The sequence below is a fragment of the Leuconostoc rapi genome, from assembly GCF_016908715.1.
Taxonomy (GTDB): domain Bacteria; phylum Bacillota; class Bacilli; order Lactobacillales; family Lactobacillaceae; genus Leuconostoc; species Leuconostoc rapi.
The window spans coordinates 12,525-27,151 of record NZ_JAFBEK010000011.1; the positions used below are offsets into that span (position 1 = coordinate 12,525).

15 protein-coding genes, 1 tRNA gene and 1 other annotated feature are annotated in these 14,627 nt (G+C 38.4%); of the genes, 14 read left to right on the plus strand and 2 right to left on the minus strand.

Annotated elements, in window-relative coordinates:
* Positions 1–11: 11 nt before the first annotated feature.
* A complete protein-coding gene (trhA, locus tag JOD28_RS08670; RefSeq protein WP_204770419.1) occupies positions 12–650 on the plus strand; it encodes a PAQR family membrane homeostasis protein TrhA in 639 nt (212 codons plus the stop codon).
* Between the two features lie 130 nt (positions 651–780).
* On the opposite strand, the gene JOD28_RS08675 is transcribed toward trhA, so the two are convergent.
* Positions 781–853 (minus strand) — tRNA-Lys (locus JOD28_RS08675).
* A gap of 196 nt (positions 854–1,049) precedes the next feature.
* Here JOD28_RS08675 and JOD28_RS08680 point away from each other — a divergent pair.
* From JOD28_RS08680 to JOD28_RS08710, 7 genes are all read left to right on the plus strand, one after another.
* Positions 1,050–1,895 (plus strand): undecaprenyl-diphosphate phosphatase, encoded by an 846-nt coding sequence (locus tag JOD28_RS08680; protein WP_204770420.1) that lies wholly within the window; start codon positions 1,050–1,052, stop codon positions 1,893–1,895.
* Positions 1,896–2,023: 128 nt separating this feature from the next.
* Positions 2,024–2,282 (plus strand) — a binding site (T-box leader).
* Between the two features lie 186 nt (positions 2,283–2,468).
* Entirely contained in the window at positions 2,469–3,488 is a 1,020-nt protein-coding gene (locus tag JOD28_RS08685) for a uroporphyrinogen decarboxylase family protein (protein ID WP_204770421.1), read from the plus strand.
* 6 nt (positions 3,489–3,494) lie between these two features.
* Positions 3,495–4,499 carry a uroporphyrinogen decarboxylase family protein gene (locus JOD28_RS08690; RefSeq protein WP_204770422.1) on the plus strand — a complete coding sequence of 335 codons (1,005 nt, stop codon included), beginning with the start codon at positions 3,495–3,497 and terminating at the stop codon, positions 4,497–4,499.
* 13 nt (positions 4,500–4,512) lie between these two features.
* The gene (locus tag JOD28_RS08695; protein ID WP_204770423.1) at positions 4,513–5,373 is read left to right on the plus strand and encodes a transporter substrate-binding domain-containing protein; all 861 of its coding nucleotides are present in this window, start codon (positions 4,513–4,515) and stop codon (positions 5,371–5,373) included.
* A 24-nt stretch (positions 5,374–5,397) separates the two neighbouring features.
* On the plus strand, positions 5,398–6,120 hold the full coding sequence (locus JOD28_RS08700; protein ID WP_204770424.1) for an amino acid ABC transporter permease: 723 nt from the start codon (positions 5,398–5,400) through the stop codon (positions 6,118–6,120).
* Entirely contained in the window at positions 6,117–6,836 is a 720-nt protein-coding gene (locus JOD28_RS08705) for an amino acid ABC transporter permease (protein WP_204770425.1), read from the plus strand. The genes JOD28_RS08700 and JOD28_RS08705 overlap by 4 nt, the downstream gene beginning before the upstream one ends.
* 1 nt (position 6,837) lies before the next feature.
* The gene (locus tag JOD28_RS08710; RefSeq protein ID WP_204770426.1) at positions 6,838–7,635 is read left to right on the plus strand and encodes an amino acid ABC transporter ATP-binding protein; all 798 of its coding nucleotides are present in this window, start codon (positions 6,838–6,840) and stop codon (positions 7,633–7,635) included.
* Between the two features lie 86 nt (positions 7,636–7,721).
* Here JOD28_RS08710 and JOD28_RS08715 read toward each other — a convergent pair whose 3' ends face one another.
* On the minus strand, positions 7,722–8,399 hold the full coding sequence (locus JOD28_RS08715) for an NAD(P)H-hydrate epimerase (protein WP_204770427.1): 678 nt from the start codon (positions 8,397–8,399) through the stop codon (positions 7,722–7,724).
* Between the two features lie 135 nt (positions 8,400–8,534).
* Here JOD28_RS08715 and JOD28_RS08720 point away from each other — a divergent pair, with 135 nt between their 5' ends.
* The 6 genes from JOD28_RS08720 to atpF all read left to right on the plus strand — a co-directional run bounded on the left by JOD28_RS08720 (position 8,535) and on the right by atpF (position 14,624).
* The gene (locus JOD28_RS08720) at positions 8,535–9,158 is read left to right on the plus strand and encodes a carbonic anhydrase family protein (protein ID WP_204770428.1); all 624 of its coding nucleotides are present in this window, start codon (positions 8,535–8,537) and stop codon (positions 9,156–9,158) included.
* A gap of 83 nt (positions 9,159–9,241) precedes the next feature.
* Positions 9,242–10,753: a peptide chain release factor 3 gene (locus JOD28_RS08725; RefSeq protein ID WP_204770429.1), complete on the plus strand. Its 1,512-nt coding sequence runs from the start codon at positions 9,242–9,244 to the stop codon at positions 10,751–10,753.
* A 534-nt stretch (positions 10,754–11,287) separates the two neighbouring features.
* Positions 11,288–12,562: a solute carrier family 23 protein gene (locus JOD28_RS08730; protein WP_204770430.1), complete on the plus strand. Its 1,275-nt coding sequence runs from the start codon at positions 11,288–11,290 to the stop codon at positions 12,560–12,562.
* A 412-nt stretch (positions 12,563–12,974) separates the two neighbouring features.
* The gene (gene atpB / locus JOD28_RS08735) at positions 12,975–13,700 is read left to right on the plus strand and encodes a F0F1 ATP synthase subunit A (protein ID WP_204770431.1); all 726 of its coding nucleotides are present in this window, start codon (positions 12,975–12,977) and stop codon (positions 13,698–13,700) included.
* A 160-nt stretch (positions 13,701–13,860) separates the two neighbouring features.
* Complete coding sequence (atpE, locus tag JOD28_RS08740) at positions 13,861–14,088, plus strand: F0F1 ATP synthase subunit C (protein ID WP_013103401.1); 228 nt, start codon at positions 13,861–13,863, stop codon at positions 14,086–14,088.
* A 26-nt stretch (positions 14,089–14,114) separates the two neighbouring features.
* Complete coding sequence (atpF, locus tag JOD28_RS08745; protein ID WP_204770432.1) at positions 14,115–14,624, plus strand: F0F1 ATP synthase subunit B; 510 nt, start codon at positions 14,115–14,117, stop codon at positions 14,622–14,624.
* Positions 14,625–14,627 lie beyond the last annotated feature (3 nt).

The following is a 14,627-nucleotide window of genomic DNA, read 5'->3' on the forward strand; positions in this document are numbered from 1 at the left end:
GGGACAACTAAATGCAACGATCTAAACGTTACCAAATTACTTATGAAGTCTTAAACGCGGTGACCCATGGACTCGGATTTTTGTTAGCCGTGTTGGCTGGCATTGCTTTAATGCTTCATGTTTTAAGACGACCAGTGACAGCGTTGGAACTGACTGCTATTGTCATATACATCAGCACGATCGGTTTCTTTTTACTCGCTTCAACGCTTTTCCATTCCTTGGTCTTTACACGAGCAGCTAAACTGTTTCAATTCTTTGATCATGCAGGTATCTATTTTGTGATTTTGGGTAGTTACACACCATATACTTGGTTGCTTATCAAAGGCTGGCAAGGTTGGACAATTTGGGGTGCGATACTGGCAATGACAATTGCTGGCTTTACCTATGATTTGTTCTTTGTTGGTCGTTGGCCATGGGTGTCTGTTACGATATACATGGTGATGGGATGGTTAATTGTCTTAGCAATGCCAGTTTTGTGGGGTGTCTTGTCACCGGTTGCTTTTTGGCTTTTAGTCGCTGGAGGCATCACTTATTCGGCAGGTACAATTTTTTATCTGATACCGAAAATTCCAATGGGTCATGTCTACTGGCATATATTTGTGCTAATTGGTGCAGGCTTAATGTTTGTCAGCATATATATGAGTTTATAAACAAAAAACCGAAGCAAAAGTGAGTGTACCCTGAAAGTTAAACCAACTTTCGGAGTACACATCAACGCTTCGGTTTTTTAGCATGATAAAAAACATAAAAAAAACCAATATTTCTATTGGTTTGATCTAGTGGACAGCCAGGGGCTCGAACCCTGGACCCACGGATTAAGAGTCCGTTGCTCTACCAACTGAGCTAGCTGTCCATACGATGTTTATCTTATAAACAACATATAATATAATACCATGCCCTTTTTAAAAATACAATACTTTTTTAGAAACATGTGTATTGTGGCGTAATAACCTCAGATAGTATAGAATAAAGAGAGTTAAATTGGAAGGAAACGTGACAGTTATTTGGGTGTAATAGGCGCAATAACTGCTCATACAACAATATAGCACATGCTAGATATATTAAAGTCGATTATTATCGGTATCGTAGAAGGTATCACGGAGTTTCTACCCGTATCATCAACAGGGCACATTATCTTGGCAGAAGCCTTGATGGGTATACCAGGTGGCGATGTTTGGACAAATAGTTTTAAGCCAGTCTTTGATTATGCCATTCAACTTGGTGCCATTTTTGCTGTGATTCAGCTTTATTTTAATCGTTTAAACCCATTCTCATCACAAAAAACATCACGAGAACGTTTTCAGACTTGGCGCTTGTGGATCAAAGTTGTTGTCGGTGTTATTCCAGCAGTCATATTTGGCCTTTTGTTTAATGACTTCATGGACGCGCATCTCCTTAATTTCTGGGTCGTTTCTGCAATGTTAATTATTTATGGTATTGCGTTTATTTTGATCGAAAACCGACAAAAAAACATTGCACCTAAAATTACAGATGTTAATAAAATAACATTTAAGTTGGCACTATTTATTGGCTTGTTCCAAGTATTATCGTTAGTTCCTGGTACATCTCGTTCGGGAGCGACAATCTTAGGCGCTGTTATTTTAGGTGCTTCACGCTTTGTTGCTGCAGAATTTTCGTTCTTCTTGTCTATTCCAATTATGTTCGGCGTCACATTTTTGAAAGTCGGCTCATTTTTGCTAGACGGTGGTCGATTTACAGGGATGCAAAGTCTTGTATTCCTAGTTGGCTTTATCGTATCATGGCTTGTCGCCTTTTTCGCAATCAAGGTAATGATGCGTTATATTCAGAACAACGACTTTAAGATATTTGGTTGGTATCGTATTGTTATTGGTATCGTATTCTTGTTACTTGGTGTCATTGGCGTCGTGAAATAAAAATAAGTAGTTAGGCACGTAATTATCATAGTGACGTGCTTTTTTTGTGCCAAAAAATTAAAAAGTAAGGTTGAGAGTTTTAAATAAACCATTGACATTAGAAAATGAGCGTTATATAATATTTCCAACGTATAACATTGAAAAGATAAGTACCTATTGACATGATTGAATAGAGAGCTAACGCTTGGTGAAAGTTAGTATGATGCCAATTGGAAAAATGGTCTTGGAGTTAAAAATGATGTGAGCTTTACTGGTGAAGTAAACGTCATTCGGGTACACCCGTTACAGTGTCAGAGTATCGAAGGCAACATTTTTCCGTACTTAGTAAGTGTGTATAAGTAATTATATGCAAAAAACGGGTGGTAACGCGATCATGTCGTCCCGCAGCTTGAGTCATTTCGAGCTGCGGGACTTTTTTGTTCTAAAAATGTGAGGAGACAAATAAAATGTCCTGTTTGATGATTAAAACAAGGTTAATTTACTTAAAAGGTTTAGGAATAGCCAACGACCGAATGTGACTATTAAAATAAAATCGTTATGTTTCTAATTTATTTATCTTTTTAAGGGGGATACATGAGTAATATAGAAAATACATTTGTAAGCCATAGCAATCAACAGGTACCGGTTGGTTTTTGGTATCATTTCTCAGCAGCTTCTGGGGTTGATCTTGATGCGTTTGCGGATCCAGAGATTATTGACCGCACGGTCAGTGGCACGCAAAAACTCGTTGACCGTTTATCACCAGATTTTGTTAAATTAATGAGTGATGGTTTATTTCATTACCAATTTAATTATCAAGTAAAAAGTGAGCATCGCACAATTTATGATGACTTAGCACCAATAACAGATAATCACCCGTGGCTAAAACAAACGGCAACGTTGATTGCCAAACAACGCGCAGTAATTGGTCATCGTCAGGGCCTTTACAATATTTTTTCACCGACAACATTACTTAAATGGGCGTTGGTGAAACAAGAAAATGGTCAGCATGACAAGGCAAATGCTGATAAAACATTAGCAACTGAAATCTTAAAGAACCCTGATGCGATCAAACAAGCTTTGCAAGTCATTACACAGGATGTCATTAAACAAGTCCAAACAGCCATTCGGGCTGGTGCAGATGGGATTTACTATAGTACCCAAGTCATTCAAGACCAACGGCTGAATCAAGGAGACTTTGAAAAGTTCGTGGCCGATACGGATCATCAGGTGTTACAAGCAGCTAATAAGCTATCAGATCTCAATGTTCTACATATTTGTGGTAACGGTGGCGCTAGAAACAACGTACATTGGTTCCAAACTTATGAAGCAGCAATTATCAATTGGGCAACGGATATTGAATCAGTATCGCTGCGTGAAGGTAAACGTATTTTTCCGAACAAAACAGTTTTAGGTGGTTTTGGTAACACAAAGTATGATTTATTGTATCAAGGAACAAAAGCAGACATACAGCAATATGTTCATACACTGATTCAAGAAACAGGTCGTGATCATTTAATCATTGGGGCAAATTGTACAGTGCCACGTGACATCGATCTGAACCGTCTACGTTGGGTGTCAGAAGCAGTACAGCAGAAGAAAGTAAAGGCATAATTACATATGAGTAATCAACAAGCTATATTAACAGAGACAAAAAAAGTTATACCAGTCAGTTTTTGGCGCCATTTTGCCGACGATGAGACCGTTGATGCACTAAAACATCCAGAAGAAAATCAGATTAATATTGAAGGGCACAAGGCCTACATTGAAGCGGTACAACCAGATTTTGTTAAATTAATGAGTGATGGTTACTTTAATTTACCCTTGGATGGTGTGGATAACCCAAAAAATATGGACGATTTGAAAAAGATTCAGGTAATTGCCGATGATGATGATTGGTTATTACGACAAGTCGATTTGGTCAAAGCGCAGCGCAAGGTGATCGGTAATCGACAAGCATTTTATAACATTTTTTCGCCGGTGACACTTTTGAAATGGGCTTTGTTTGATAGTAGTCAAGAATTACCAAAACAAGGAGATGAACGCTTAACACAATTTTTTATTGATTACCCTGATGATATAACACATATATTAGAGGTTATTGCACAAGGTGTCATCAAGCAAATTAAGGCTGTTGTAAACGAAGGCGGTGCAGATGGTGTTTACTATAGTACACAAGAGCTTCAAAGTGATCATTATAACCACGATCTTTTTGATCATATACAAAAAAAGATCGACTTATCAATCATTGCAGTCATTAACGAAGTGAGTGATGTTAATATTTTACATATTTGTGGCTACAGTGAGACAAAAAATCATTTGTCATGGTTTACTGATTATGATTTACCCATTGTCAATTGGGCAGTTAAAATTGAAGATGTTTCTTTGCGCGAAGGGCAAGATATTTTTAAGGATAAAATCGTTTTGGGCGGTTTTGGTAATAATACACAAGATATTTTGTACCAAGGCAGTCGAGAAGAAATTGAAGCAGAGGTTACGAATGTCCTAGCAGATGTTGACACAAGTCGTGTCATTATTGGTGCGGATTGCACCGTACCGCGTGATATTTCAATCGATCACTTGAAATGGGCAATTGACGCTGTACATCAAGTTGCTATTGTGTAATGAGGAGAAGAGAATGGTTAAGAAAAAAGGATTGATTATTGGTGCCGCTGTGGTGGTCGTTGTTGTCGGAGCAGGTGCAGTCGTTCGTCATTTGAATGCAGATAGTACAAAATCGGCACAAAAGGTGCGAACAATTAATGTGGCGCATACACAGAATTATGTGCCCTATGACTACGCACAAAATGGCGTATCTAAAGGCTATGAAGTTGATGTGTTAAAAGCAGTAGATAAACTGTTACCAGATTATAAGTTTAAGTACCATCCAACATCAGACGAAGATTTACTAGTCGGATTGGATTCTGGCAAGTATGATGTGGGTGTTAAAGGGGCTTGGTGGACCAAAGAACGGGCACAAAAGTACATTTTACCAAAGCAAGCAGTTGGCGCTTCTATTATAGGAATTACCTATAGGAAAGATGATAATTATAAAACATTTGCTGATTTTGCTAAAAAATCAGGTAAATTGGTACCAATTTCACCGCAAAACGGTCAATATGCGGTCGTACAGGATTGGAATAAGGCGCATCCAAACGAAAAAATTAATCTTAAGGCAGCCGATCAATTTACTGTCGGAGATGCTTATAACTGGGTACTAGAAGGGCGTTACGATGCTTACTTTGATGTCAAGGTGAATTACCAAAATTCTGTTGCGGCTGCTAACGGCGCTTATCATAAGTCAGCTGACAAATTAGCTTACACGCCTTATAAGGGCATTAAGACATATCCAATTATTAGCCGTTCAAATAAGGATAATGCGCACTTTGCTAAAGAATATGACCAGGCAATTAAAAAGCTTCAAAAGAACGGCACACTGACTAAATTATCACAAAAGTACTTCAAAGAAAATGTTTGGGACTTTGTTGGTGATAAATAACATCAACAAAATGAAGGAGTGAATATGCCGCCATTTAGTTTTAAATTTTTAGTATCTGTTTTTGGTGAAGTCTTACCGTATTTTCCAGTTACTTTGCTTATTATTGTCACATCAACTATTTTCAGTACCTTATTAGGTGTACTTATTGCTCGCGGTCAATTAAGTCAATCATCAGTGTGGCGGACATTATCCCAAGGTTATGTGTTTGTATTACGTTCTACACCACCAATTGTATTATTATTCTTAATTTTTTATGGGTTACCAAAGTTATTGCTATTAACGCTAAATATCAATATCAATGACTGGCAAAAATCGATTTTTGTCGTGATTGCCTTATCGTTGTTGTTTGCTTCGAATTTAGCTGAAGTATTTAAATCAGCTTATTTATCTGTTGATGGTGGTCAGCGTGAAGCGGCATTAATGGTGGGGTTATCAGAATGGCAAGCTTTTTATCGTGTAACATTGCCTCAAACAATTGTGGTTGCGTTACCGAACTTTGCTAATACTATCGCTGCATTAATTAAAGATGCCGCGTTAGCTTACGTGATTGGGTTGGTTGATATGATGGGTGCAGGAGATAATTTGATTTCTCGCAACTTTGGTCATCATTCATTAGAGACGTATCTTGCATTGGCCATCATTTATTGGATTATCTTTGTGGTCGTTGAACAGGGGACAAAATATCTGGAGAAGCGTCTGGGGAAAAGTCGTGCTATTGCATCAAACCCAGTGGAGGTTACAGCATGAATATATCATTTTTAATTCATACTTTTTGGTTAGCAATCAAAGCGATTCCCATGACGCTCTTAATCACTGGTGCATCTGTATTGATTGGTTTACCATTGGGATTTTTGTTAGCATGGATTAAAATCAAGAAAATTAAGATATTATATCCGTTAACGATTATTTACACATCACTCATGCGTGCTACACCGATGGTGTTGCTGATTTTACTATTCTATAGTACATTGCCTAGCCTACTCAACGTTATTTTAAATCGGCATTTACATTTGGAAATTAAAATATTTGACGTTAATCCAGCCATTTATGCTATTGCCGTATTTGCGCTCATTGCAGTGGCTAACCTTTCAGAGGTATTTCGATCCGCTATTTTGACAGTTGATCCAGGACAACAAGAAGCGGCAGTCATGGTAGGCCTATCACCATTACAAACTTACTATCGCATTATTGTGCCACAGGCACTTGTGTCTGCCATTCCTAACATCGGTAATTTGACTTTAAACATTTTAAAAGGGACATCACTTGCTTTCATGATGACCGTTCAGGAAGTCACCGCAGTGGCTAAGACAGCCGCGGCTTATACGTATGATTACACTGAAGCCTATATTGACATATTTATTGTTTACTTCATTTTAGGCGCCATACTCCAATTGGGATTTAAATTTTTGGAACGTTATTTAAGTCGACATAAAGTCCGTGGCACAGCTAGACAAGGAGCATAGCATGTTAAAAGTTAAAAATTTTAGAAAAAAGTATCAACAACATGAGGTACTAAAAGGCATCGATATTGAGGTTGATAAAGGGGATGTTGTGGCACTACTAGGGCCTTCAGGATCTGGTAAAACAACTTTTTTACGGGGTCTTGCATTCTTAACGCCAGGTGACTCAGGGCATATTGAATTTGATGATCAAAAAATTGATATTCAAACAGCTACTTCAGAAGAAATCAAACAATTACGTCAAAAAATGGGATTTGTTTTTCAAAACTTTAATTTGTTTGCTAACAAAACAGCCCTAGAAAACGTTGAAGAGGGCTTAGTTATTGGACGTCACATACCCAAAGCACAAGCAAAACAAAAAGCGCAGGAAGCCTTGAAAAAAGTTGGGTTATTAGATTTTCAAAACCAATATCCGAGTCAGTTGTCTGGTGGTCAAGCACAACGTGTTGGCATCGCTCGAGCAGCTGCGTTGAACCCTGAAATCATTTTATTAGACGAACCAACAAGTGCACTAGATCCAGAGCTTGTAGCAGATGTTTTACAAGTCATTAAGCAGTTGGCTGATGAAGGCAAAACAATGATTGTTGTGACGCACGAAATGGCCTTTGCCAGAGATGTTGCCGATAAAGTGATATTTATGGACAAGGGCTTAGTCGTTGAACAAAATAAACCGATTGAATTTTTTGACCATCCTAAATCACCACGACTCAAGGAATTTTTGAGCCGCATTAGTGCAGCTACAGTAGCACATAATGGTTTTGAATATGAAAAAGCAACGATTATTGGTAATAAGGAATCTTAATAGAAGCTAAATGTTAAATATATAAAAGCCGCATGGTATTAGAAATTTAATTCTAAACCATGCGGCTTTTATGAAGCATTTTGTGTTTATGATGTTGCAACTGAAGGGGTGTTCTCTTTGTCTGGTAATGAGAAGGTAAAATCTTGCGGTGTCAATAAACCGATATCCTTAACAATGACATTTCCTGAAAGATAGCCGCCAACGCGCTGCGTTAAACCGACTTTGTTATAACCAAATGTGACAGTTGTGTGTGCTTTTAGGGCAGCACCACGCACCTCACCTGTTGTTGCATCAATACCAGTGGGGGTGTCAACAGCAATGACTGTTTTCTCAATATGATTGGCCGCTTTAATCATTTTTTGTAGACCTTCTGGTAGTAGGTTATTTAAACCAGTACCGAAGATGGCATCAATAATTAGTGTTGCCTCGTTGAAATCGCTTTTTTCAGCACGAACAAGGCCGTATTTTTCAATAATGTCTAGCTGGCGCTTCACACTGTCCTTAGCGCGTGTGACATTACCAACAAATTGTAGCGAAACATTAAATCCTTGTGCATATAATAGTCTTGAAATTGCGACACCATCAGCGCCGTTATTACCTAAACCAGCTAGGACAAGGATGTGGTCTAAATTAAAGTGTCCAGCACCAATCACATCAATGACAGACATAGCTGCCCGTTCAATGAGTACGTCTTGTGGCATGCCGATTGTTTCGACCGTATAATTATCAATATTTTGCATTTCAGTAGCAGTTACAAGTTGCATTTGAGTCACTTTTCTTTCCAATTCTTAGTCTTATTATACAGGATAATAGTGGAAATAGGGGTGAGTTTTACGGAATTTATCAATGTTCGGGTCTATATTTGTTACAATATTAAATAACCATTTTGGAGGTGTGATATGAAACACTTAGATTATAGTCAACAAGAAGACTGGCGCGAAGTTGGCGATACATTACGACAGTCACCAATTGCTATTAAAAGTCAACAGGTAAAAGACGATACACAATCAGATTTAATAACGCATTTTAGCGGTCAAACGTTATTTGAAGATCGTGTGGTTGGTGAACAATTTTTAGTATCTGGTACACTAGAAATTGCTGGCGAAACTTGGACGCTCGAACGTTTCCACTTTCATGACGGTGCAGAGCATCTCATTGATGATGTGCGACATGACACTGAAATTCATTTTGTTTATCATCGTGATGATCGGATTTTAGTACTGGCAGTATTTGGAGATGTTGCAACATCAGCAAGTGATACACATATTCCAGAGGTGTTTTCAGAAACAGTCGATGCCCAAATATTAGCTAATTGGTTACCGACAGATCAGTCATATTATCGATACGTCGGGTCATTGACGACCCCGCCACTTGGTGAAAATGTCACATGGGTGATTTTTTCGCATCCTATTGCAATTAGTGCAGATGATTTATCGGTGATACATCAGCATTATCCTCATAATTATCGCGATGTACAGGATATTGCAGGTCGAGACGTCATATCTGTTCATTTATCAAAATGATTGATGATTTTGATAAATAGTGAGCTGATAGAATCAGCTTTTTTATGTTGCTCAATGCTGCTATATCAGGTAAACTAAAGATTATGGAAAACTTTCAAGAACAATTAAAAAACAGACGAACATTTGCTATTATTTCGCATCCGGATGCTGGTAAAACAACTTTAACTGAGCAATTATTACTTCATGGTGGTGTGATTCGTGAGGCGGGAACAGTCAAGGGTCGTGGGTCACATAAATTAGCTTCATCTGATTGGATGGCAATCGAACAGCAACGTGGAATTTCTGTTACCTCTTCGGTACTGCAATTTGATTATGATGGTAAAAGAATTAATATTTTGGATACGCCAGGACACGAAGACTTTTCAGAAGATACCTATCGGACATTAATGGCTGTTGATTCAGTTGTGATGGTGGTAGATGCTGCTAAAGGTATTGAACCACAGACTAAAAAGCTGTTTGAAATCGTGGCACAACGTGGCATACCAGTTTTCACGTTCTTTAACAAGATTGATCGTGATGCACGTCCAGCATTGGACTTGATGGATGAATTAGAAACTGTATTGGGTATTCAAGCCTATCCAATGAATTGGCCAGTGGGTTCGGGTCAAATTTTGCAAGGTATTTATGATTTGCAAAAAGATGTTATGGTACCTTTCAAAAACGCGACGGCACATCCAGAAATTGTTGATGAAACGATGGATGAAATCGAGTTATTACGCGATGCAGGTAATGCATTTGATCAAGATGCCATTGCGCATGGGCAGTTAACACCTGTATTTTTTGGATCAGCCTTGGTCAATTTTGGTGTAACAGAATTTTTACGTGAATATTTGACGTATGCACCGGCGCCAGCAGCGATGAAGACCGTGAATGACGACATTGTGACACCTGATAAGACGCAGTTTACTGGTTTTGTGTTTAAAATTCAAGCTAATATGGATCCGCGTCATCGTGACCGGATTGCTTTTGTCCGTATTGTATCTGGTGAATTTAATCGCGGGATGGACGTCGTTTTACAAAGAAATAGTAAAAAATTGAAGTTATCGAATGTCACACAATTTATGGCCGAAGAACGTGAAAATGTTCAAAATGCGGTTCCAGGCGATATTATTGGTGTGTATGATACGGGTAATTTTCAAATTGGTGATACCATTTACGCGGGTAAAAAATCTGTACAATTCCCCGATTTGCCAACATTTACGCCTGAATTGTTTAACCGGGTTATTGCTAAAGATGTGATGAAACAGAAATCATATCATAAAGGCATTGAACAACTTGTGCAGGAAGGGACAATTCAACTCTATAAGTCATGGCAAGGCAGTGATTACATTATCGGTGCCGTAGGTCAATTGCAGTTTGAAGTGTTTCAATTTCGTATGGAAAATGAATACAATGTTGAAATTCAATTCGAGCCAATTGGGTCAAAGGTTGCCCGTTGGATATCACCTGAACAGCTGGATGAAAAAATGGCCTCGAGTCGTAATCAACTTGTAAGAGATCGCTATGATCAACCAGTGTTCCTGTTTGAGAATAGGTTTGCTATGAACTGGTTCCACGATAAGTATCCAGATGTTATTTTGGAAGAAAAAATGTAATGTATATTTAAAAAAATAATCAGTGAGATTATTTTTTTAAATAGTATTGCAAGCGCTTACAATTATTGGTATAATGAAGTTAACAAATAAAGAGGAGGCCATGAATGACGCAAAACAATTTGACAGAAATTGATACTTCATGGACTATCATCTTGTAAACGACAGTTATGTAGATAACCATTCCTTTGGGAATAACATTGACAAATGATAAGCGTAATTAACTGGCGTTAAAAAAATTTATCGGCTGCAAATCATTAACATATTAGCAGACAAATCATTGTCTGGACACCAGCACATAGGAAGCAGTCCTAGTAAATTGGCAAGAAGCGAGACGATAGTTGGTTGTGGATATTTCAGCAGCAACAGTGCGTTTGCAGCGCAACTTATAATTAAATAAACTAAAGACCTGACATAGTAAGATGCTATGTCGGGTTTTTAGTTTATAATAAGATTGTTTGACATCATGTGAGATAGACATTTAATGATTTTAGGAGGAAGTGCGTGCTATTGATGATAAACACGCACAAAAGTACGATGGCAAAAAACGCAAATACGGCAATTTATGATTTGTATGATAAACCCCCATTTTTTACTTGGTTAGGCTTATCATTGCAACACCTTTTCTCAATGTTTGGCGCAACGGTACTAGTGCCATTACTCGTTGGCTTGAATCCCGGGGTAGCTTTATTTACTTCTGGAATCGGGACACTGCTTCATTTACTGATTACACGCGGAAAGGTGCCGGCCTATATGGGGTCGAGCTTTGCCTTTATTATCCCGATGGCCTCGTTAATGAAGACTGTGGGATATCCTGCCGTTGCACAAGGCATTATTTCTGTCGGTGTCGTTTACTTAGTTGTGGCATTTATCATTACTTTTACGGGAACAAGTTGGATTGACGTTATTTTCCCAGCAGAGGTTGTTGGGCCGATTATTATGGTTATTGGCTTGAGTTTGGCGGGATCAGCAGCCAGCTCAGCAACGACTGCCAATGGTCAATATGATTGGAAAATTTTTACGGTCGCTTTACTAACGTTATTAGCAACGATAGCCTTTAACATGTTTTTGAAAGGATTCTTGGGCTTATTACCTGTACTTTTGGGTATCGTTTTTGGTTATATTGTTGCTTTATTTTTTGGATTAGTTGATCTCACACCAATTGCAAAGGCATCCTGGTTTCAATTACCAAATTATGAAACTTTTATTGGTAAAGAAGGGTTTAAACTCTATCCTGCGGCTATTTTAAGCATGGCGCCGTTAGCTTTGGTCACGTTGTCTGAGCATTTAGGTCATTTAATGGTGCTGTCAAAAATAACAGGTCATGATTTCTTCGTCAATCCTGGGTTAAAACGCACTTTGACAGGAGACGGTGCGGCATCGGTCGTGGCCGGTTTGGTTGGCGGACCTGCCGTAACGTCTTATGGTGAAAATATTGGTGTGATGCAGTTGAGCCGTGTTTATTCTGTTTGGGTAATTGGTGGCGCCGCGTTCTTTGCTGTTATTTTTAGTTTTGTCGGTAAATTGTCTGCACTTATTTCAACCATTCCAGGAGCAGTTACTGGTGGCGTGGGCTTTATGCTGTATGGTGTGATTGCTGCGGCGGGTCTGCAAGTGATTGTTGATAATAAAGTTGATTATAGTCAAAAACGTAATCTGATGATTGCCGCACCCGTAATGGTTGTTGGGATTGGTAATTTTCATTTACAATTAGGTGCGCAGTTAGATTTTTCTGGTGTTGCGATTGCGACAGTTTTGGGCATTGTATTGAATTTAATTTTACCCAAAATAGCTGCAAGCGAAAGAGCATAGTCATAGATAAAAATCCTGCAATGATGCGGGATTTTTGTTTATTTTGTCACAATATAGTTGAATTTGCGACAAAATAGCCATCTATATTTACTATGAATAGCATAAAATCTAACTGCAAACATACCACTGGATTTTTGGTAATTTGTCGCCTTAAAGACGAAAAAAACAAGGCTTTTTAACAGTTTATTAAGAATTTTACTGGGATATAAACAATTAAAACACAAATCAGTTTTAATAATTAACCTCTGAAAACTAGCGTACCAATGCTTATCTCACTATTCCGGTATTTCTTTGTGAAAAAGTGACGTAAAGTGGTTGTATTTCATTTTTAAAAGCGTATTATAGATTTATATGTTAAGACGAATAGCCGATTACGACCATTTCGCCAAATTTATTGGGAAAGGAGAAAAAAATGAATGACCCAACGGCACAATTTGATTTTTTAGGTCTGACATTTGACTGGGGAACGATCATTTCAACTTTGTTAGCAATGGCAATTGTTGTGATTGTATCAATTGTCTTGACACGGCGTCTGTCGTTAAAGCCGGGTAAGCGCCAGAACCTGATAGAATATTTACTGGAATTTACGAGTAGTATTGTTGATGGGCAGTTACCCAAAAAACAAGCACGACAATTTGGTTTGTACGCTTTTACGCTATTTTTCTTTTTGATCGTGTCAAATGAGATGGGACTGTTGCTTCATTTTGAAGGAGCTGATGGTGTTACTTATCTTAAGTCACCAACAGCGACACCAATTGCAGCGATGACTTTGGCTGTGATGTCTTTGGTTATTGCGCATGGTATTGGGACGCAAGAGCTTGGTTTGAAGGGCTATCTTAAAAATATGTTATTTAAGCCGTATAGTTGGATGTTACCTCTGAACATTATTGAACAACTGGCGAACTTTTTGACATTATCACTACGTTTGTTCGGTAACATATTTGCAGGGGAGATGTTACTGACATTGGTGGCCAATAATTTGGCCTGGCCTGGACACTTTAATGGGCTATGGACAGTAGCTGCTCTGCCTATTGAAATGATATGGCAAGGATTTTCGCTGTTTATAGGTGGTATTCAAGCTTATGTGTTTGTTATCTTGACGAGCGTCTTCATTGCACAACTCTCAGGAAACGAATAGTTGTCTAACAAATGAGATTTGTGTCACAATTTGACTAAAAAATAATCAGGTTATGACACAAGTTGGTTTGTTAATTACGCGGGAGCGTTTCATCCAGTTAAATAGAAACGCGCTTAGTGATGAAAATTTCGTTAAACGCTTTACAATAAGGAGAAATCTAATGGATTTGCACAATCTTGGTGTTATCGCAGCTGGTCTTGCAGCCGCTGGAGCCGCCGTTGGTGGTGGTATTGGTAACGGTGTTTTGATCTCACAATTCTTGGCAGGTATGAGCCGTCAACCAGAACTTGAAGGTCGTTTGTTGTCACGTATGTTCTTGGGTGTTGCTTTGGTCGAAGTTATGCCCATCTTATCAATTGTGTTCGCCTTCATGTTGATGGGTAGATAAGCACAAGTAACTAGTGGAGGAAAATCATGTTTGGTTTAACAACCTTAGCAGCAGAAAAAATACCAATAGGTAACTCGGTATTTATTATTATTTCATTCCTCGCGTTGATGTATATTTTGAAAAAGGTTGCATACGGTCCAGTGACCAAAACACTTGATGATCGTGCTGCTAAAATTTCTAATGATATTGATGGCGCTGAAGTTGCACGTCAAGAAGCAGAAAACTTAGCAGTACAACGCCAAAGTGAATTGGCTGATACACGTCAAAAAGCAACTCAAGTTGTCGCTGATGCTAAAGCAAGCGCACAAAAGCAAAGTGATACATTAATATCTACTGCTTCTGATCGTGCTACTTTAATCAGCCAGCGTGCACAAACAGACGCTGAAAAGCTCAAGGAAGATGCAATTTTAAATGCAAAAAACGATGTTGCAGCGCTCTCAGTAGCAATTGCTTCAAAGTTAATGCAAAAAGAATTATCGTTAAATGATCAACAAGCATTAATTGATGCTTACATTTCAGATTTAGAAACTAAATAAGGA